This window comes from Lysobacter sp. HA18, assembly GCF_054057595.1.
Map to the genome: position 1 here is coordinate 1,898,615 of NZ_JBSRZL010000001.1, position 20,531 is coordinate 1,919,145.

At 62.7% G+C, this 20,531-nt stretch carries 19 protein-coding genes; 4 read left to right on the forward strand and 15 right to left on the reverse strand.

What is annotated here, in order from left to right; genetic code table 11:
• Window positions 1-73: 73 nt before the first annotated feature.
• The 11 genes from ACVWWW_RS09455 to ACVWWW_RS09505 all read right to left on the reverse strand — a co-directional run bounded on the left by ACVWWW_RS09455 (window position 74) and on the right by ACVWWW_RS09505 (window position 8,455).
• The gene (locus ACVWWW_RS09455) at window positions 74-496 is read right to left on the reverse strand and encodes a hypothetical protein (protein ID WP_155914321.1); all 423 of its coding nucleotides are present in this window, start codon (window positions 494-496) and stop codon (window positions 74-76) included.
• 110 nt (window positions 497-606) lie between these two features.
• Complete coding sequence (locus tag ACVWWW_RS09460; RefSeq protein ID WP_027083196.1) at window positions 607-1,071, reverse strand: DUF4262 domain-containing protein; 465 nt, start codon at window positions 1,069-1,071, stop codon at window positions 607-609.
• A gap of 19 nt (window positions 1,072-1,090) precedes the next feature.
• Window positions 1,091-1,759: an HAD-IA family hydrolase gene (locus tag ACVWWW_RS09465; protein ID WP_196804374.1), complete on the reverse strand. Its 669-nt coding sequence runs from the start codon at window positions 1,757-1,759 to the stop codon at window positions 1,091-1,093.
• 162 nt (window positions 1,760-1,921) lie between these two features.
• Window positions 1,922-2,323, reverse strand: coding sequence for a hypothetical protein (locus tag ACVWWW_RS09470; RefSeq protein ID WP_456998681.1), 402 nt, complete (start codon window positions 2,321-2,323; stop codon window positions 1,922-1,924).
• 122 nt (window positions 2,324-2,445) lie between these two features.
• The gene (locus ACVWWW_RS09475; RefSeq protein ID WP_456998682.1) at window positions 2,446-2,973 is read right to left on the reverse strand and encodes a hypothetical protein; all 528 of its coding nucleotides are present in this window, start codon (window positions 2,971-2,973) and stop codon (window positions 2,446-2,448) included.
• 20 nt (window positions 2,974-2,993) lie between these two features.
• A complete protein-coding gene (locus ACVWWW_RS09480) occupies window positions 2,994-3,707 on the reverse strand; it encodes a hypothetical protein (protein ID WP_155914167.1) in 714 nt (237 codons plus the stop codon).
• 1,024 nt (window positions 3,708-4,731) lie between these two features.
• A complete protein-coding gene (locus tag ACVWWW_RS09485) occupies window positions 4,732-5,550 on the reverse strand; it encodes a hypothetical protein (protein WP_027082245.1) in 819 nt (272 codons plus the stop codon).
• 579 nt (window positions 5,551-6,129) lie between these two features.
• Entirely contained in the window at window positions 6,130-6,618 is a 489-nt protein-coding gene (locus ACVWWW_RS09490; RefSeq protein WP_027082244.1) for a contact-dependent growth inhibition system immunity protein, read from the reverse strand.
• Between the two features lie 68 nt (window positions 6,619-6,686).
• Complete coding sequence (locus ACVWWW_RS09495) at window positions 6,687-7,067, reverse strand: hypothetical protein (protein WP_027082243.1); 381 nt, start codon at window positions 7,065-7,067, stop codon at window positions 6,687-6,689.
• Window positions 7,068-7,083: 16 nt separating this feature from the next.
• On the reverse strand, window positions 7,084-7,524 hold the full coding sequence (locus ACVWWW_RS09500) for a hypothetical protein (RefSeq protein WP_456998683.1): 441 nt from the start codon (window positions 7,522-7,524) through the stop codon (window positions 7,084-7,086).
• 76 nt (window positions 7,525-7,600) lie between these two features.
• Complete coding sequence (locus ACVWWW_RS09505; protein WP_027082241.1) at window positions 7,601-8,455, reverse strand: hypothetical protein; 855 nt, start codon at window positions 8,453-8,455, stop codon at window positions 7,601-7,603.
• Window positions 8,456-8,628: 173 nt separating this feature from the next.
• Between ACVWWW_RS09505 and ACVWWW_RS09510 the strand changes: the two genes are divergently transcribed.
• Window positions 8,629-9,627, forward strand: coding sequence for an integron integrase (locus ACVWWW_RS09510; RefSeq protein WP_051234844.1), 999 nt, complete (start codon window positions 8,629-8,631; stop codon window positions 9,625-9,627).
• Between the two features lie 180 nt (window positions 9,628-9,807).
• Here ACVWWW_RS09510 and ACVWWW_RS09515 read toward each other — a convergent pair whose 3' ends face one another.
• Complete coding sequence (locus tag ACVWWW_RS09515) at window positions 9,808-10,851, reverse strand: site-specific integrase (protein WP_456998684.1); 1,044 nt, start codon at window positions 10,849-10,851, stop codon at window positions 9,808-9,810.
• Window positions 10,852-10,975: 124 nt separating this feature from the next.
• On the opposite strand from ACVWWW_RS09515, the gene ACVWWW_RS09520 reads away from it, so the two are divergent.
• A complete protein-coding gene (locus ACVWWW_RS09520; protein WP_027082238.1) occupies window positions 10,976-11,908 on the forward strand; it encodes a DNA-binding protein in 933 nt (310 codons plus the stop codon).
• Between the two features lie 111 nt (window positions 11,909-12,019).
• The gene (locus ACVWWW_RS09525; protein WP_051234842.1) at window positions 12,020-12,763 is read left to right on the forward strand and encodes an SseB family protein; all 744 of its coding nucleotides are present in this window, start codon (window positions 12,020-12,022) and stop codon (window positions 12,761-12,763) included.
• A gap of 609 nt (window positions 12,764-13,372) precedes the next feature.
• Here ACVWWW_RS09525 and ACVWWW_RS09530 read toward each other — a convergent pair.
• Complete coding sequence (locus ACVWWW_RS09530; protein WP_027082237.1) at window positions 13,373-15,049, reverse strand: FAD-dependent oxidoreductase; 1,677 nt, start codon at window positions 15,047-15,049, stop codon at window positions 13,373-13,375.
• A gap of 1 nt (window position 15,050) precedes the next feature.
• Window positions 15,051-15,332 carry a UBP-type zinc finger domain-containing protein gene (locus ACVWWW_RS09535; protein ID WP_027082236.1) on the reverse strand — a complete coding sequence of 94 codons (282 nt, stop codon included), beginning with the start codon at window positions 15,330-15,332 and terminating at the stop codon, window positions 15,051-15,053.
• Window positions 15,333-15,553: 221 nt separating this feature from the next.
• On the opposite strand from ACVWWW_RS09535, the gene ACVWWW_RS09540 reads away from it, so the two are divergent.
• Window positions 15,554-16,129, forward strand: a complete 576-nt coding sequence (locus tag ACVWWW_RS09540) for a DUF4136 domain-containing protein (protein WP_196804330.1) — start codon at window positions 15,554-15,556, stop codon at window positions 16,127-16,129.
• A gap of 16 nt (window positions 16,130-16,145) precedes the next feature.
• Here ACVWWW_RS09540 and ACVWWW_RS09545 read toward each other — a convergent pair whose 3' ends face one another.
• Window positions 16,146-20,531: a response regulator gene (locus ACVWWW_RS09545; protein ID WP_051234840.1), complete on the reverse strand. Its 4,386-nt coding sequence runs from the start codon at window positions 20,529-20,531 to the stop codon at window positions 16,146-16,148.

Below are 20,531 nucleotides of genomic sequence, written 5' to 3' on the forward strand. Positions count from 1 at the left end.
TGTCAGCTAACACCTGAGTTAAGCCGCGCCGCGAAGCGGCGTCGGCTTGGACGAATTGTTAGGCGCTAACCGTTCAGTGCGCCCAGCTATTGTTGGCATTGTGGATGAAGACGTGGCTGTTTCCGCTGCGATCCGTGGCGATGCCCGCGCCGCCCCAAGGGAAGCGGGCGAGGGCGCCACCGAAGCCAATCTGGCGCACCAGCCATTCCGTGCAACTGCGACGCTCTTCCTCTGGTGCCAAGCCCGGGAATGAGAGAAAGCAACTCACCAGTACCTTGTCTTCGAAGCGGAGCTCAACCCGGACGACCTTGCCGTGATACGTAGTTTGGGCTACCGCAAACTGACAAGCGGCTGATTTGCGTACGACATGCACCGTGCGCTCTGGGCCCAGTGAGAAAGTTTCTGGTAGCTCCGACGGCTTCAGACAACGGGTGACCGTGAAAGCCCCGATCAAGATATTTCCGCTATTGGGATCGAGAGCGACAGAAGCTTCCATTAGCGCCTAACACCTGAGTTAAGCCGCGCCGCGTAGTGGAGGCAAACATAGGGCAAGCTTTTCCTGCCCTATGTTTGCCGGAACGAAGCGGTGTCGGCTTGGACGAATTGTTAGGGCGCGTGCCCCGGAGCCTCGGATAGTACGGGCTGATTCTCCTTCAGCCAGTCCGTCGCCTCAGGATCCCAAGGCCACGCTCCGGTTTTGCTAGGCCAGACTAGCTGCAGCGCGGCAAAGTCTGGGCCGCCGTGCAACCAGAACGCAGACAGCATCATGGCCTGGCGGTGTTCGCGAGCTACGGGCACGAACTGGACCGGGAAACCTTCCAGAAAGCCGAGGTAAGGAACGCCCGAAACGAAGCGCTCACCTTCGCGGGCTCGGCTGTTACACAGGTTGATAAGCGAGTGGCCCAACTCGGAGTTCAACCCGACCACAATGAACTCCGAAGCCCCTTCTGACTTGGCGATACCGATGGAATAGGAGAAGGGCGGGTCGCTCGCATCGGGATCGAACACCGATGTGACACTGCAGCCGTGTTGCTCGATGTGTTGAAGCAGATTGCGTTCGTACTCGTTCATCAGCGCCCTAACACCTGAGTTAAGCCGCGCCGCGAAGCGGCGTCGGCTTGGACGAATTGTTAGGCGTCACCCGAGGTGCGAGGACGCCATAGCGACGGCTCAACGCTTCGGCCAAGGACTCTGCCGTGTCAGTCGCTTCGTTGAAGTACACGGTATGGATGCCCATGGCTGCGGGCGCGACAAGGTTTCGCCGGCTGTTATCCACGAAAACACATTGTGCAGGCTCAACGGCGAGTGACTCCATTGCCCGCTCAAATATTCCCGCGTGTTCCTTGCCCGATCCGTGCTCCGCCGAGACCAGTATCAGGTTGAAGATGCTCGTCAGCGAGTGGCGATCACCGAGGCATCGCATGCGGTCAGCCTTGTTATCGGTGATTAGGGCGGTAGCGTAGCGCGGCCTCAGTGCGTCTACGTAGCGGAGCATGTCGTGGCGAATGGGAGTGCTTTCGAAGGCCTGGACCAAGAGGGATGGCGCAAGCTGGCGACCGAGCCGGGTACAGATCTCCGGCCAGACTGCACTGTGTGTCGTTTGACCGCTCAGGAGCTCCTCGTTGAACGGCGCGAAGGCATCCCAGAGCGCAGCTTCACCTAAGCCCGTTTTGCGGCTCAGATACTTGATCGTGCTCACCGACCCGGTCTTGTCGGTGGTCAGCACGCCGTCGAAGTCGAACAGGACCGCCTTAATCACACGAGGCTCCGGAAGCATGCCGCGAAAAACTAGCTGTGACGCCTAACACCTGAGTTAAGCCGCGCCGCGAAGCGGCGTCGGCTTGGACGAATTGTTAGGCCCCAACCTTGGGAAGCACGGGAGCCGCGTTCTAAACTGGTGTTAAGGCGCATGCCCGCGTGGTCAGGATTCGGCTCTTCTAGCGACGCGACGACCGTAAGCAGCGGCACGCTTGCGAGCGGCGACCTTAATCTTGTCGGCCCACCGAATGAAGCCGCCATCCAATAGGAGAAGTAGCAACGCGATGGGCAAGGGCGCAAGAAAAAACAATGGAGGCGCGTTCTTCACCCACCGAATCAGCGGAATCCCCAGGCCACTCGAGACGGCGGGAGTCACGAGGAACGAAGCCGTGAAATAAAGCCCAAAAAGCGTGCCCCGGTAGAACCATCGGGTCACAAGAGTGGGGCTGTTGATCGACTCAGTCGAGAGCAAGAACGCGGCGATCCATCCTCTACTCATGAGTCCAGCTAAGGGAATAATTATCAGCAGCAGCGAAAGCACCCTTTCTGCAACGGTAAAGTGCATTGTTAAATCTCAAAAAAGTTTCGTTGCTGAATGCTTTGCCGTTGGGGAGACGTGCAGCCGCCTCTGGGGCCTAACACCTGAGTTAAGCCGCGCCGCGAAGCGGCGTCGGCTTGGACGAATTGTTAGGCACTCCGCAGCGTACGCCGGAACCACTCATACATGACCCCCATCGCCAGTTTCGCATCTGCCTCCAGAATTGTAGCGGGATGCGCTTTGGTGGCCAGGAATCGCGTGCCGAACGCCTCGGGGTGATCAGGCGCCTTCCGGTGAGTGAACGGGTTGCGGAGTAGGCGAAGCCTGTCAGTGCGATCAAACAGGTCGCTAGGGAGCGGCAGGTGTTGCCGGCCGGCTTTAATCATGAGCTCGAATGTGCGCCGCTCTTGTGCAGGCACCACGTTTTCAAGTTCTTCGCTAAGGGTCTGCTCTACGAAGGACGTGGCGAGGAGCAACGCACCGACGAAGTGGCCGGAGATGAAACAGAGCCGAGCTTCTTCCAGCATGTGGAGCACGGCGAGCTCACCCATCACGGCACCCGGATGGAAGTAGTGCTGAGCCAGCCACTCGATCCGTTCCACGCGAGCGGCTCGCGACGATTCGTCGGCCCGTGCAAGAGCGGCAGTGAGGTTTTCACGAGTGGCAGGAATCGACATCGGGGTGCCTAACACGTGAGTTAAGCCGCGCCGCGAAGCGGCGTCGGCTTGGACGAATTGTTAGGCCCCAAGCCGGCTGCCGCAAGAACATAAGCCAGCCGCAAATCCCACGACACCGGATGCGTCCCGTTAGGGTCAATGTGGCTCGTCATCGTCAGTCGCTTGTCGCGATTGCAGTGCCGGAACGAAGCTTCGATGTTTGCTTTGGCGGAACCGACAGTAGGATCACCGCCAGTCATTGCAGACATAAGCTGCACATAGAGCAGCCAATGTTTCTCCATGCCTCTTGGTTTAGTGGGCAAGTTGGGATCAAACGCGAGCCCGCGGGCCAATGCTCCAAGACCTTGCACATAGCTTGACCAAAATGGACCGGACGAACTCGTCAATAAGAATCCTTCCAGGTATCGCCGCGCGAGATCGTTGCGGCCGAGCAGAAGAGGGACAGCCAAAAGGTCTACGTCATTCGCGGAGCAACTGGCGAAAAGCGCAGGGAATTCACCACTTTCGACGAACTCAAGCATGGACGTGAACGTGTCCACCGGCTTAAAACGCTCCAGCTCCGCGACATAGCTTTGAATGTCGGAGGACGCGTGCAGGCTGTAGCCCGAAGCCGATTGCAGGTAGATGCGGTAGTTGATCGGGACGTAAGCACGCTTGGCTGGCTCACGTGCAAGCGACGCCAAAGAGGTCCGCGCTGTCTCGGCAGTCCGAAGGTAGAGCGTCGCTGGATCCATCACCTGGGGCCTAACACCTGAGTTAAGCCGCGCCGCGAAGCGGCGTCGGCTTGGACGAACTGTTAGGCCTAAAAGGTGACATAGATGCCTGCGCCGTGCGCATGTGCGGCGGTGAGGAGCTCCAGAAACTGGATGGTCTCACGGTAGGGCTGCAGCGCCGCAATGGATTCCACGACCATTGCTGGGCTTTGGAAGTACGAGCCCTGATAGCCAGGATCGAATCCCGGCAACGGAACGCCTAGTAGCGCGTGCTGTGCTGCGGAGGGAGCCCTGCCTGCAACGTCGACCAAGCAGGACCTAAGCCGAGGTCAAGCGCCGGCTCATAGAACTTGGTTGCGGCGAAATCAACGAGTTCAAGTACTGAGCCGGTTTCGAGATCTTGACGCCAGTCGACATCGAGCGGAGACCCGTCGTATGGGCTCTTGCATTCCGCTAGGTTCGAATCCACAAAGCGGAGAAGCTCAGTTGCGTCTTCGTTCGCGCGGGCCCGAGCGAACAACGGAAGGAGTTCGTTTTCAAACGACTGCCAGCTAAACAAGAACGCCTTATGTGAGAGCGACATACTTACCCATTAGGCCTAACACCTGAGTTAAGCCGCGCCGCGTAGTGGAGGTAAACATAGGGCAAGCTTTTCCTGCCCTATGTCTACCGGAACGAAGCGGTGTCGGCTTGGACGAATTGTTAGGCCACTGGCCTTGATGGTCGGACGCCCTCCAGCACGAGCATAACTGCCTCTTGCACCGTGGCGGCTGAGCGCCTTTCACGACCACGATCATGCTCGACGAGAAAGGGCGCATTCCCTGTGGCTGATTCCAGCTGGACTTCTGGCCCCGCGCCCAGCCGAAAGAACCACAGCCCGTTGTCATCTACGCCCGGGTGTATGACAGGCAGCTGGTGCACCAGAACTTCGGCATTCGCCTCGTGGATCTGGCGGATGACTGCTTCAATATCCAACACACTGCCGCCAGTGGCCTAACACCTGAGTTAAGCCGCGCCGCGAAGCGGCGTCGGCTTGGACGAATTGTTAGGCCTCAACCTTACGAATGATGCTGGGTGCGAAGTGCTCGGAGAATCCGGCCGCGACCAGAACCATTAGGTTCGCCCAGTACGACCCGTGCAATATGGACGAACTGATTAGCCCGGACTTGATTGCTATGTAGGAGACCGAGCCCACTATAAATCCGAACAGCACGCGTTCGACGCCAAGGAGGCCATAGAACCGCGACAGTGGGAACTCCTCAAAGTGCAAGCTCTTGGCGCCTGTAAAAAGGCTCACACCCGTTCCGAGTGACGCAGCCAAAAAGCCCGACGCTATCTGCCAGTCAGGAGTGCTCGTTATCCGCTCGTCGCGAAGCGCATAGCAGACGACAAGCCACAGGAAGATGCTCAGTACGACTGGAATCAAGTATAGGAAGCGATTGGTGATTACTCGCTTCTGTTCATTCTCGACGTCTCTGCAAAGAGCTTGGAACAGCGCGCGGCCGTCAAAGTCTGGGTCGTCATTGGATAGACAGCTAGCCAGCGCATGACCTACCCGGTTTTTCATGGTGCCGAGGTTTGCTGAGCGGTAGAGCATGCCTTTTGCCTTGACATATTCCTGCTTGACTGCGTCAAACCTCTGGATCAGTCGGCGCTCGGATACTTCGGTGTGACCGTCAATGAGAACCTTGAGTCGGTTGCACGGATCGTCCGTTTCGATCTCGTAAATTACAAAGTCGTTTTGTGATGCAAGGATCTGAGTGATCTTGTTGCCGTTTAGATCTTGTAGGGTGGCAATCACCCGGGCTACGTTCGCCGTGGGCTCCTTCTTCTCTATCAGTGCGCTACCGCCGCCGTCGCTCACAGTTCCTCTCCCCGGTTGCTCATTGACTCCCCTTGAGGCCTAACACCTGAGTTAAGCCGCGCCGCGAAGCGGCGTCGGCTTGGACGAATTGTTAGGCCCTAGGATATCCACTCCATATCCTCGGCGGTGACGATCCAGACCCCACTGAGCTTTTCTACGGTGTAGCTCCAGCCAGAGCTACCAAACGACTGGCCTCTGCCGGACGTAAGAGTGATGCGCACCTTATTGCGGCCATGCCACTCAAGCGAATCAATACCCCACGCCTCAGCAGGTTGCCCCGACGCCGTCTGGTAGCCGGTGCGGCCACGGTGGCATTGGCTTGCGGGCAAGACCTTTGGGTTGTGACGTTTCGCCAAGTTCAACAGGCGAGCTGATGGATCAGCGTTCGCTACCGAAAGGCAAACGTAGACAGGCGGCTTCGGGTTGCGGTCGAAGATTGCCGCAATTGCGTCATCCTGCTCGCGAGCGCAACCACTGCACAGGACGACCACCGCGACTGCGAGCATTCTTCGCATAGGGCCTAACACCCGAGTTAAGCCGCGCCGCGAAGCGGCGTCGGCTTGGACGAATTGTTAGGCATCACCCGACGCACATCGCAAACGCGCGACGCAAGCCGGCGACAACCTCTTGCGGCATCGCCGTAACGGGAATCTCAACAATGGATTCTTGTCCGAGCGCCTCCCAAGAATCTCCTCTCAGACGTCGGGTGGGTGAAATTGAGACCTTGCCCAAATATTGTTTTACGTTGCACTTGAGCATACCGGCGAACAACCTCCGAGATTCCGGGGCGCCAACTGCCTGTTGAAGGACCAAGCGGCGCTTGCTCTCATCCGATTTGTCGTATCGCAGGAAACCCTGCGCCTCGTGAATCGAAAGGACGCGGCTTGCCTCAAGTGTGGAGAGGATCGCGTCGGCTATTTCTGCGTCTGCGGCATCCTCAGGTAGCACTTTGAGAAGCGTGCGGTCTTCCTTAACCAAGCCTCGGCCAGACAGCGGCATGACGAGAAGCCGAGTGCGCCACAGCGCGACTGAAGCTTGCTTCCCTTGCCGTTCTAGAAAGTCGCTCATGTCTCACCTGTGATGCCTAACACCTGAGTTAAGCCGCGCCGCGAAGCGGCGTCGGCTTGGACGAATTGTTAGGTGCTTGGCGACAGACCCGCACTCGCCAGCTCCTCCATTACATGTGGAAGAGTGTAGCGCTGCCACGGAATGGTGCCTTCAGGATCGCCGTCCTCTAGATATTCGCCATGATCGAAGGCATAGAAGATGGCCAGGGAAAACCCTTCGAGTTCCTCGAGCGCGGCCCCGCCCAAAGCATTCATGGCGTGATTGCCGGACCAGAACGGCAGCACGCCACCGGCAAACTCCTTTGCGACCAGGCCTGCAAAGGCCGCAAAGAAATCTTGGCGACTGACAGCGTGCTCACCGCAGAAGCGGCTTATCTCCGCCTCACTAAGCGGGTTAGTCGCGTACGGCGCTGAGCACTTGGCCACGAGTTGCTGCAGATCTTCTTCCACGCACCTAACACCTGAGTTAAGCCGCGCCGCGAAGCGGCGTCGGCTTGGACGAATTGTTAGGCGGCGAGCCCGTGACGCCGCAGAAGTCAAAGCTTCGTGCCGCAAGCACGATATCTGTTGGGAAACCGCCAAACGTGGACACACTGACACCGTAGCGCCTTTCGTAGATGTGCTCCACCATGAGGTGTGCTCGCATTGGAAGGCCCGAGGTGTAGACCGCAACAATATGCTTCGCGGGGTGCGAGATTCGCTCTTGCGACATGTTGTACCGGCGCGCAAAACGCATGGCGCCGCCAAGCGCGTTCTGACGGCTTTCGCACACTTGCACAAACCCGATCTTAAATATGTCGGGCCTGTTGCCATCGGCCTCGGGGAAGTATTCAGTGTGTGCTGGATCGCTGTCAAAACATCCCGCTAGTGCGAGCGGAAACAGGACGAAGAGAGCCTTGAGTCGCATCATTGCTGGATCGCCGCCTAACACCTGAGTTAAGCCGCGCCGCGAAGCGGCGTCGGCTTGGACGAATTGTTAGGCCTCAACTCGCATCATTTGCGACTTGGACCCCGGATAACCAAGACTCGTACTCGGCGCGATCGGGCATTAGCCCTTTCGCTTCCGCATCGGAGAAGTCAACCGATGCTGCTTTGGGACATTCGACCTTTTCAGCATCGAGCTTACCCTTCACGAGCTTTGCGAAGGCCCCGAGCTCAGCCGATAGCTCAGAACTGTAGAAAATCAAATCGTCCGTATACAGCCGGATCGCTCTCATGGCGTCTGCGTAAAGCGCATTCGTGTTGCCGTCAGGGCGCTTTATTCCAAAGAAGTCATGCCAGCGAATGTGAGCTGGAGCATCTGATGCCTTGAAGTCGTCTATGAGCTCGTTGCGTAACGTGATTACATGCGAGAGTTCGGCTGCTGATTGATCAATCATGGTGGCGAGCGCCAAGACCTTTCCAGGCATTACGTTTCCGGAGAACATCAAGTTCTTTAGCGCATCGAGTGGTAGCGAATGAGGCGTGATCTTGGTCATGTCCGCGTGTGCCGGCGGCAGATCGATCGCTTCCCCGTTCGCTATACGCTCGATAGCGGTCTGAGCCGCCGCTCGGTCAACGGCGTAAGTATCACTTAACTCGAGGACGTATTGCTTCTTCAGACCGAGTGTGTTGTTGGCAACGGTATACGCCAGCACGATGAGGGCGTTAGCTTGCTTAAGAGCGCTCAGTAGTTCCGAGCGCTTTGCAGCGCGCTCGGCGATTCTTTGTGCTGCCCATACGCCTAATCCGGCACCCGCCAGCGCGGACAGGAATGCGCTAATGAACGCAGAGTTTAGAAAGCCGACGATCGCCGACCAAATTGCAAAGAGCGATGGGTGGAGTTCGCAATAGAGCATCGTTTGAGGCCTAACACCAAGTAGGCCTCAGGAACGGGCCGTATAAGGCGATGGTCGGGGCGCCGAGTCGCGGCGTCAACGGAAAAATCCGACGTTCCTTCAAGGACTTCGCCGATATCCGAACCACACCTCGGGACGGAGACTGCCTCAATACATGGACGGATGAATGCGTAATGGATTACGTAGTGATAGGGAACCCTGTAACAGCGCCGCCAGTGCGACTCCTGGACCAGGTCAGGGCCTGTTGCCGCGTTCGGCACTACAGCCTTCGGACCGAGCAGGCGTACGTGTCTTGGACACGAAAGTTCGTGCTGGCCAATGGCAGGCGCCACCCTCGAGACATGGGCGGGGCCGAGGTAACCGCGTTTCTGACTTCGCTCGCGATCGATGGCAACGTCGCCGCGGGCACGCAGAACCAAGCACTGTCTGCGCTGCTGTCCCTCTACCAGCACGTGCTCGGCCTCGACCTGCCGTGGCTGGGCGATATCGTCCGGACCAAACGGCCCCGGCGGGTGCCGGTCGTGCTCTCGCGCACAGAGGTCAGTCGACTGCTTGCCGCCATGGAGGGGCAGTCCTGGATTATGGGAGCGCTGCTCTACGGCACCGGCATGCGGTTGATGGAGTGCATCCGCTTGCGCGTAAAGGACGTCGATTTCCAGCGCGGTGAGATCGTCGTTCGCGACGGCAAGGGCGGCAAGGACCGCCGGGTGCCGCTGCCGAAAACACTTGAGCCTCATCTGCGAGAGAAGGTCGATCGCGTTCGTGTACTTCACGCGGGAGATCTTGCCGTAGGCTCCGGGCGCGTCTGGCTGCCGCATGCGCTCGATCGCAAGTACCCGAACGCGGCGACCGAGCTGGGGTGGCAGTACTTGTTTCCGGCTAAGGGGTATTCGGTGGATCCGCGGACCGAAGATCGCCGGCGACACCACGTAAACGAAGGCATCCTTCAGCGGGCCGTGCGTAATGCGCGCCGAGAGGCGGGCATCGAGAAGCCGATGAGCTGCCACACGTTGCGGCACAGCTTCGCGACGCACCTTCTCGAAACGGGACACGACATCCGGACGGTGCAGGAGCTGCTGGGACATAAGGACCTGAGCACGACGCAGATCTACACGCACGTCCTCGGGCGCGGCGCAAATGGCGTGCTCAGCCCGCTGGACGCGCCGCTTTGATGTCCGTTACTGGCCGAAAGGACACGATCGCCAGCAGCGGAGTGGCTAGAGCAGGGCGCCGCTACTGACCAATTCGATCGGAACACTACAGCTACGATAATCGCGGCAAGGCCGGCGCTACGCCCCATCGACAGGGCCAGAGTCGAAGGTGGCGGCTGAGGTAAGCGGCGCGCGCTACCTTCAATCCTCCAATAGGCGCGCGGCAGGATTCTCGGTGGCCGAGCCCGTCTGGTAATAGCCGACAACGCTCTGAACGGACCGGTGTTCGGTCATCGCCATCACGGCGGGAAGGGACACGCCCTGCCGGCCGCTCTCAGTGACAAAGCCGGACCGAAGACTGTGGCCTGCAAAGTCCCCCGACAGTCCCGCAGCGACTGCGCGACGTCGGACGATCTCGGCCACAGTCTCGCCGGTGAGCGATTGCCCGATCGTCGAGTTCCACACGGTCCTAAAAATGCGACCTTCTGTAATTCCCGCGAGTTCCAACCAGCGGGCGAGGGCATCCGCGGCGGCGCCAACGAGGGGTTTATCCGGAGACGAATCTCGCTTGGGCCCCGATTGCTGGGTTTTGCTGTGGCTGAGCCGATACACGAACGACCGGTCGCCCTCGCGCCGAAGATCCCGCATATCGGCGGCGGCGACCTCGCTACGGCGTCGGCCGCCGCTGGCGAAGGCGAAGTAGAGCAGGGCGCGGTCGCGCAGCCCCTCGGGGGTCTCATCGCAGGTCGCGAGCATCGCCTCGAGATCGCGTCGTGCAATCGCTGTCTTTTTGTTGGGCCGCTCACCGCGTTTGTGAGCGGCGCGCCGCGCGCGACTGAGCAGATGGCGGACTTCTGGGTGCTCGCAAGGGTTGGGCTTCTTAGCGAGCTGGTGTGCCTTCGAGAGCGCCGCCACTCGATGAACTACGGTCGCAAGTTTCAATGCCCCGCGTGATCTTTTGAATCCGGCCTCGACCAAAGCAGCATCGACGGCGGCCGGCAGCTCGAACGCGAGCGAGCCATCGGGCCGCGTCCGCTCGACGTGGTCGACGATGAACTGCGTTACCGCGTCGGCCGTCAGTGGGAGCGCGAAGCGCTGACCGATACGGATCTCATGCCACGCGGCCCAATAGCGCAATGCCGTGCTGTAGCTCCGAACGGTGTTCGCCGACGCGGCCTCCGCCAGGATCTCCCGAACGGCGTGCGACGCCGTTGCCGCCAACTCGGTACTCGGTGGCATCGTCATCAAAGCGTATCGGATCATATGTAATACACTCCGAACGATACGAAATAGGGCGCGATATCGTGATAAATATAAATTATCACGATATCGGATCTATCAGGGTAGGGCGGCGACATCGGGAGGCGATATGGGACGGCTGGGGCTCACGCAGGACGACGTTTTCGAGGTGTGCGATGCCCTGCTTCGCGTCGGCGAGCGTCCGACGCAGCAGAACGTCCGCGCGCGATTGGGTACCGGTTCGATGTCCACGATTCAGCGCTCGATCGACGTCTGGTGGGCCGGGCTGGCGTCTCGTCTGGAGACCGCTGCGGTCGCGAGCCGGCAGCCCGAGGTGCCCGGATTCGTGCAGGACGCCGCAGAGCGGATCTGGCGGGGCGCGCTGCAGGCGGCGGCGGAGGCCGCGGAGGCCGAAATTGCGCAGCGGCGAGCCACCTTGAACGCCGACCGCGACGCGTTCGCGGCCGAGCGCACCGCGTTGGACGCCGAACTCGCGTCAGCTCGAGCGGCACGTGCGCAGGCCGACCAAGGCCGCGCGAACGCCGAGGCCCGAAGCGTGGGCCTGGAGCTCGCGCTTACGACCGCCGGCGAACGCCTAGCCGACGCGATTGCCCGGCTCGAAGCCACCACGAGTGCTCAGGCGGACCTGCAAAACGCCCTTTCGACCGCGCGCGCCCAGACCGAGACGACGAGGGCCGAGTGGGCCGCGCACGACGCCGAAGCCCAAGCGCACATACGTGCACTCGAAGATCGAGCGCATGCGGAGGTCGATCGTGCTCGGCAGGCGCAGAAGGCGGCCGAGGACGCCCTTCGGCGCGTCCAGGCGCAGTCGGCCGAGACCGAGTGGCGCCTACGGGAGGAATTGGCCGAGATGACGCGGCATCAGGGGGAAACGGCTCAGTCCGCGGCCGTCGTCCGGGCGGAGCGCGACCGCTTGGTCGCCGAGGTGGAGTCGCTCAGGACACTGCTCGAGCAGGCGCTACGCGCGAAGGCGCAACGAGAACCGGCGCGAAAGGCGCCACCGAAGAAGCGACCTGCCAAGACCGCAGCCCGACGCGACTGAGCCGAGGACCCTGTCGGCCCCGCGCGAGGCGGTAGGGAGCGCACCATCGTAGTCGTCAGCGTTTCAGGGTCGGCGCGCGTACCATTAAACATCGTTTAATCGGTACCAACCGTGGCACATCTTGAATCCGACTTCCCGCGCTTGCTGCTCCTAGCGCAGAAGGATCCCCAACTCGAGCCCGAGATGCTTCGGGCGATGCTTGGCGCTCGGCTCTACGCCCACGCACCGCGCTCGGACGACAGCGGACGCTTTCGACTCATGACGTTTACGCGGCCGGACGGGCTCACGGTCATTCCGTTTTTCAGCGACCGCACGAAGGCCCTGGCCGCATCTGGTACGGGCGCCCGCGTTGTCGAACTGCGTGGTCGCAGCCTGCTCGCGGCGACCCGTGGCGCCACCCTGATGCTGGACCCCAACGACACCACCATGACCCTCTACCCGGAGGAAGTTGCGGCGCTTCTGGACGGCGGCAATGCCACGATCGCGCCGGTGGCACTCGAAGGCCCGTCACTTGAATTGCTGACGCCCGAGGCGGAGGACCTGTGGGTTCTCGACTGCCTCGCGCACGCGCTACGGTCCGTTGATGGAGCAGTGCGGCTCCATTTGGCGCTCGCTCGCCCAGAAGGCAGCACTGCGGCGCCCGATCGATTGTTAGCGATCGTTGCTGCGCCTGAGCGCGCTGGGGAACGGGTTGCGAGGGCGCTCGCGATCGCCATTTCGGTCTCGCCTGAGGAGCTGCGGCTCCCGCTGGACTTGACGTTTTATCGGCCGGAGGAGCCACTCGCGATCGCCCGTACCGCAGGACTCAAGCGAGTTTGGACGGTCGAATTGGCGGCAAACGAGGCGCCACATTGAGAGTTCGGCAGGACGTGCGCGTTGCCGCCGATGCTTTTGCCGGCGGCGAAGCGACCCCATTTGTTAACGGTGACATGTGGATGCGGGTCGACGATCGCTGTACCTGTGTGACAGCGCGGCTGCGACCGCTGTACCCGCAGAAGCGCGAGGTGGAGATCGCTGTACACACGAGACGGCGCGAGTTGTACATCCGAAGTCCGGCATCGGGGCACAATTGAGTGCGCTGGACACCTGATTAAGGGTGATTTGTCGTCAGCTCGGGAAAGCCTGCGGCGCCTTGTCGTCTGGGTCGACGGCGACCCGCGAAACCAGCTCGCGTCGCCCCGATTTCCGAACGGATCGATCGCCGCAGCGTTGCCTCGACGCAGGTGCCAGAGCTGCCGCCGTGAGGCACGTTGCCGTCGGCTTATCGGGCGGTGAGGTGCATTCTCGGCGGCGATCGGAGTGTGGGGCGAAGTTCGCGAGCAAAGAGGCGGATCGACGCCGAAATCTGGGGCGATAGCTCGTCGGACATCAGCTATTGAACCTCGGGGCAAAGGCCTTTGGCAGGCCTATTGCGTACTTCGCATAATGCCTATTATGTCAAAGCAGGCACCCTGGGGCTGAGGATCAGGTCGCCGTCGCTACTACCGCCTTCGTGGCAGCCTCAGACCCCAGGCTCGCCAGATGCGCGTGGATCTCCGCCACCACAGTCGCGCCTTCGCCGATGGCCGCGCCCACGCGCTTCACCGATCCTGCGCGCACGTCGCCAATCGCGAAGATTCCCGGCACGCTGGTCTCGTGGTCCGAACGCGTATCGTCCGCGGCGCTGCCTGTCACGACGAAGCCGCGGTCGTCGGTCGCCACGCCACAGCCACCGAGCCATTCCGTCGCCGGGTCCGCGCCGATAAACAGAAACACGTGCGCCACGGGATGCGTCTGCGTGGCGCCGGTATCGCGATTGGCCCACGTGACCGACCGCAGGTCGTTCTCGCCGGATTCGATCGCGACGATCTCCGATCGTGTGTGCAATTCGATGTTCGGCTGCGCCGCGATCCGCTCGATCAGGTACGAGGACATGCTGGCCGCCAGACCCGGGCCGCGGATGACCACGTGCACGCGGGATGCGCTCGCGGCAAGGAACACGGCGGCTTGCCCAGCCGAGTTGCCGCCCCCGACGATCACGACTTCGCGGCCGGCGGCCATGCGCGCCTCGATGGCCGACGCCCAGTACCAGACGCCCCTGCCCTCATGACGTTCGAGATCCGGCAACGTCGGCCGGCGATAACGTGCGCCGCTGGCGACGACCACGGTGCGCGCACGCACATCCGGATGCCCGTCGAGCGCGAGCCGATGTAGACGGTCGGCGCCGCGCGACATCGAAATCACGTGCGTCGGTATCGCGAATTCAGTGCCGAACTTCTGCGCCTGGTTGAACGCGCGCGCCATCAGCGCCTGGCCTGTGATGCCGGTCGGAAAGCCCAGGTAGTTTTCGATGCGCGCGCTCGCGCCGGCCTGTCCGCCGAAGGCACGCGAATCGAAGACACGCACGCTGAGGCCTTCGGACGCTGCGTACACGGCAGTCGCCAGACCCGCTGGGCCGGCGCCGACCACGACGACGTCGTAGATACGGTCAGGGTCAGGGTCGGTGACCATCCCTGCGCATTCGGCGAGTTCTTCGATGGTCGGATTGAACAGGATGCCGCCGTTGGGACATACGGCCCATGGCAATGCATCGCGCTGTTGCGGATGGCTGGCGACCAGCGCCGCGGCGTCGGCGTCGTCGGCCGGGTCGAACACCACGTGCGGTTGGCCGTTGCGTGCGAGAAAGCTGCGCAAGCGGACCATGTCCGGATCGGCCGGTGAGCCGACCAGCGTCAGGCCCGCGCCCGTTTCGATCAGGCCGACTCGGCGAAGGATGAGCGCGCGCATGATCCGTTCGCCGAGGTCGGCCTCGGCCACCATCAGTGCGCGCAGCCGTTCGGGCTCGACCAGCAGCGCCTCGACCAGGCCGAGCGCATGGCCGTCGACCAGTGCAGGGCGCCCGGCGAGTTGCCCGATCTCGGCGAGGAACTGCCCCGGCCCCTGCTCCACCACCAGCGCGACATGGCCGAGCCCGTCGCGCCTTGTAATGCGCACGCGTCCGTCGATGAGCACGTACATGCCGGCGCCGGGTGTACCGGCGGCGTAGAGCTGCTCGCCGCCGTTGAAGCTGCGCAGCTGGCCGAAGCGTCGGATGCGCTCGATATCTTCCGGCGACAGCGTCGGAAACGTCTGCTCGCGGCGTTGCGATGCCGGGTCCGCCACGTCAGCGACCGTCCGCGTCCGGCATCGGCTCGAGGAACACAGTGTCGACGTAGCACCAGCCCCAGTCTTCGCCGGGTTGCGCGCTACGGATCAGCGGGTGCGCCGTCGATTTGAAATGCGCCGTCGCGTGGCGGTTCTTCGACTGGTCGCAGCAGCCGACGTGCCCGCAGACCACGCATTGGCGCAGGTGAACCCAGTCGTCGCCGAGCGCGACGCATTTGGGACATACCGACCCCGGCGAACCGACCGTGCGGATCTGGTCGAGGTGGCTGCATGCGGCCATGGCACGTCCTCCATTCGCACCACGTCGTGCGTGGCACGGCGAGCATAGCAACGGCGGAAGGCGCGACGGCCGCGGAGCCCCGTGCTTGGATCGCACGGGCGATCGCGCCGCCTGACCTGTCCCCAAGGGCAACCGCGTCTTCCCCCAAGGCGAATGCCGGTTCCGATATCGCAGGACCAGAATCGTCGATGGACGAGCCGTCCGAGTCGAGGAGCCGTGCCATGCGCGACATGTTCCGACCGGTCTTCCGCGCCACATGCCTGAGCCTGGTGCTGCTGGCCGCAGGCTGCGCCAGCACGCCGACGATTACGTCGAACTACGACCACAGCGCGAACTTCGGCGGCTACCGCACGTTCGGATTCTTCTCGCCGCTCGGCACGGACCGGACGGGCTATTCGACGCTGGTCACGCAGTCGCTGAAGAACGCGACGCGGCGCGAAATGGAATCGCGCGGCTACACGTACAACGAAAACGCACCGGACCTTCTGGTCAACTTCAACGGCAAGCTCGAGAAACAGGTCGACGTGCGCACCATGCCGATGGGCCCGCCGATGATGGGCTACTACGGCTATCGCGGCGGCTATTACGGCGGCTGGGGCGGCTATTACACCGACGTCAACCAGTACACCGAAGGCACGCTCAACGTCGACCTCGTCGATGCGCGGCAGCGTCAGCTGGTGTGGGAAGGCATTGCGGTAGGTCGCGTTTCCGACAAGCATCGCCAGGATCCGGACACCGCGTTGAGTGCGGCCGTCACCGAGATCTTCAAGCAGTACCCGTTCCGCGCGACGCCGTAGCGGTCGTCCGAGTCCGCTAGATCGCGCGTGTCGAAAGCTCGGCGGAAGTTAGGCCGAGTGCTTCGACGCGTGCGAGCGCGTCGGCGAAGCGGAACGCGTTGATTTCGCGTGCAATGGGTTCGAGCTGTGCGGCGAACGGCGTTCCGGCCGCATTTGCGCGCAACGTCTCGACCGCGTCGACTGCGTCGGCATCGTCGTCTTGGAGCAACCCCACCAGACGGTCGATCTGCGGCTTGAGCGTATCGATGCTTACGGGTGTCGCGGCCGCGTTCAGGGCAGGCGTTGCCGCAGTTGCGTCGAACGATACGAGCTCTGCGAGTACGGCATCGAGTGCGTCGATAAGGTTACTCAGCCGCGGTGCGATTTCCGCGTTCGTCGATCCGTCCTGCACCAATGCCTCGAGCGAAGTTGCAGCGCGCTGCACTCCGACCGCGCCGATCGTGCCCGCGGTGCCTTTCAGCGTATGCGCCAGACGCAGCATCGTCTCGCGATCGCCCTGCTCCATCGCGGCGCCGAAGTCGGCCTTGAATCGGCGGCTCCCCGCGACAAACGCCGTCAGCATCCGACGGTAGAGATCGGTGTTGCCGAGCGTGGTCGCCAATCCGATCTTCGTGTCGATGTGTTCAAACGGACCGATCTCGCCGGGGCGGACATCCACTTGATCAGCCTCCGGCGTCGACTCCGCAGCGTCGTTCGCACGCGACGGCCGTATCCATTTCGCCATCGTCGCGAACATCTCGGCAACCTGTAGCGGCTTGGGGATGTGATCGTTCATGCCCGCTTCGAGCACGCGTTCGCGATCACCGGCCATCGCGTTCGCCGTCATCGCGATCACGGGGAGACTCGCCAGACGCGCGTCGGCACGGATCGCACGCGTCGCTTCGTAGCCGTCCATCACCGGCATCTGGCAGTCCATCAGCACGCCATCGAATGCGGCGTCGCGAGCGAGGAAGTCCAAGGCCTCGCGGCCGTTTTCCACCAGCAGCACGTCAATGCCGGCCTGGCCGAGCAGTTCGGTCGCGAGCACCTGGTTCATCTCGTTGTCCTCAACCAGCAGTACGCGTGCGCCTTTCAGACTCGCGACCGCCCTCGCCTCGTCCGCCTTGCGCTCGTCCGCACGCCGTTCGACCGGCACGCCGTGGCCGAGCACGCCTGCGATCGCATCGAGCAAGGTAGACGGCGTCACCGGTTTCGTCAGCACCGCACGCGGCGTGACACCGCGCTGCGTCGCGTCCGCCAGAACGTCGTCGCGACCGTATGCCGTGACCATGATGACTGGGGGCACCTTCGCGACAGCGCCCGCCTGCATGCGCTGCATGACTGCGACACCGTCGTCGCCGGGCATGCGCCAGTCCATCAGCACGACATCGAACGACGTGTCGGCATGGTCGGCATCGGCCACCTGTCGTAACGCATCCTCACCATCACGCGCGACGTCGACGTCGAAACCGAACGAGCGCGCCATGCCCGAGAGGATCTCGCGCGCGGCCGCATTGTCGTCGACGACAAGAAGACGCAAGCCGGCGAGCTCCTCCGCGTGCCGCATGCGGCGGGGTTGCGGCTCGGCCTGCAGTCCGAAATTCGCGACGAAGTGGAACGTCGACCCCTGCCCTGCTTCGCTGTCGACCCAGATGCGGCCGTCCATGAGTTCGACCAGGCGTTTGGAGATCGCGAGCCCGAGCCCGGTGCCGCCGTACTTACGCGTGGTCGATGCATCAGCCTGGCTGAAGCTCTGGAACAGGCGGCCGCACTGCTCGGGCGTCATGCCAATGCCGGTGTCGCGCACTTCGAAGTGCAGGGTCGCGACGTCGTCGACGCGGTGCTCTTCATGCACGCGAACGACCACCTCGCCGCGCTCGGTGAACTTCATCGCGTTGTTGCCGAGATTGACCAGCACTTGGCCCAGCCGCAGCGGATCGCCGACAAGTGACGTCGCCACATCGGGCTCCACGTCGAACAAAAGCTCCAGTCCTTTTTCCTCGGCGCGCAGCGCAAGCAGGCTCGCGAGATGATCGAGCACGTCCTCGAGTCGGAAGTCGGTGCGCTCGATATCAAGACGACCGGCTTCGATCTTCGAGAAGTCCAGGATGTCGTTGATCACGCCGAGCAGGCTTTCGCCGGCACGCTGGATGCGGTCGACGTAGTTGCGCTGGCGCGTGTCCAGCGAAGTGCCCAGCGCGAGATGCGACATGCCGATGATGGCGTTGAGCGGCGTGCGGATCTCGTGGCTCATGTTGGCCAGGAACTCGCTCTTCGCGCGCGTCGCCTCCAGCGCCTGCTCACGCGCGCCGCGCAGCTCGTCCTCTGCGATCTTCTGCGCGGTGACGTCCTGGTAGACGCCGTACATGAAGCGCGTCTCGCCCGTGTCCGCGTCGCGCACGAGCTTGCCGGCGGCGTGCACCCATACGATTCGGCCATCCGTCGGACTGCGGTACGGATATACGGCGTCGTAGGCGTCGTAACGGCCTTCGACCGCGCCCTGGTAGCGCTCGACCACCTCCGCCGCCGCCTCGTCGCTTACATCGATGACACGCGCCAGCCATTCGTTCTGCAGGTTGTAGCGGCCGTCCGGCTTCGGCATCTCGCCGAGGATCGCGGCAGCGCGCGGCGAAGCGAAATAAACGTCGGGGATTCGGTAGTCGACGTGCCAGTACCCGCAGCGCGTCAGTTCGAGCGCGATGTCGGACTGGAAATTCGCGCGCTTGAGCTCCTCGTCGGCACGCTTCTGATCGGTGATGTCAGCCACCGCGACTGCGACGCCGCCACCCGAGGCCGCGTCGATTGGTGCGGCGCTGACGCGGATCCAGGTCGGCTCACTATTGGCTGACGGCAGCGCAATCTCGACACCGTGGAGCGCGTTGCCTGTCTGCAGCACCTCGGCTGCCGGGAACGCGTCGGGCAATGCGGCATCTGCGCCGCCGGTGCCGTCCAGCACGCAATGCCGCAGCGCGTCCGCATCCATCCCCAGCACCTGCGCGCTGATGTCGTTGGCTTCGACCACCCGGCCGGCGCTGTCGTAGAGGATGGCGCCCACCGGCAGCGCGTCGAACAGCGCCTTCAGCCGCTGACGATTCGCGTTGATGTCCTCCAGCAGTTCTTCCGCACGCCGGCTGCGCTGCAGGATCTCGAGATGCGAGGCCAGCGGAGCGAGCAGCGCGGCCGCGAGCGCGCGCTCACGCGGTTGCGGTGGACGATGCGCCGCGACTTCGACCACGGCGAGCACTTGGCCGCCCCGAACCACCGGCCACAGCTCGACGACACTCGCTCGCAGATCGCCGAGCCCCGATCCGACGGCGGCGTAATCGGCCGGGACCGGGTCAAGCACGATCGGCCGACCGTCCGCAGCGCACTGGCCCACCAGTCCCTGCCCCACTTCGATACGCTCTCGAACGCTGCCATCGCCCGCATAGCTGCCGTGCAGCTCGAGCGCACCGCCTGCATTCGACACGTAGAACGCCGCTCGCGCCAAAGGCCACACGCTGACCAGTGACGACAGAAAGCCGTCCGCCGCATCGCGATGGGACGCGGTTTCCATGAGCGCTGCGGAAACAGTCGACGCGTTCGATACCACCCAGCGCTGGTCTTCCAGCTCGCGCGCCTGTCGCTGCAGCAGCACGATCGAGCGGGCGAGCGTGCCGATCTCGTTCGGGTAGGCCGTGCACGGAATCTCGACGTCGAGCTCGCCTTTCGCCACGCGCTCGGTTGCCAGTCGCAGCCGTTCCGCGGGCATCCGGATCGACCGCGCAACGAGTCGCGACAGCACGATCCCGAACAGCAGGCCGCCGAGCACGAGCGCGATCGCGAATCGCGCGCCGCGGCGATCAATTTCCTTCGACTGCTCCACCGCCTCCGCGGCATGTGTGCTCTTGAGGTCGAGCACATGCATCAGCGCGCTGTTGGCGCTGCGAAGAGGCTGTTGGTAGGCGTCGCCCGATTCGAGCGCGGATGCCTTCGCGCCTTCGCCCTGCTGGACGAGGGTCAGCACGTCACCCGCGACGCGATCGAAGCTCAAGACGCTTGCTTCGAACTCGCCCATCGAATGTTTGGTTTCCGGGTTCACCAGCGTCGCGCGCGTCTCCGGGATATGCGCCCACAGATTGAGACGCGCTGCGACCGCCTGCCGCCGTGCGGCATCCGCTCCGGCTCGCGATCCGGCGAATGCGGCGGCGCGTACGCCCTGGTCGTACTGCACCAGGTCGGTCTGCAACGATTTGATGTCGGCGATGCCGAGCAGATGCTTCGCGTAGAGCGCATTCATGCGCGACTGCATCGCGTGCTGGCTCAGCAGCCCCTGCACACCGATGCCGAAGGCAATCAGCAGCAGGATGGTGAACGCGATCCGCAACTTCGCGCGGACGGTCAGCTCTTCCATGCGGGCGGACAGGGCGGACAGGCCGGTCAT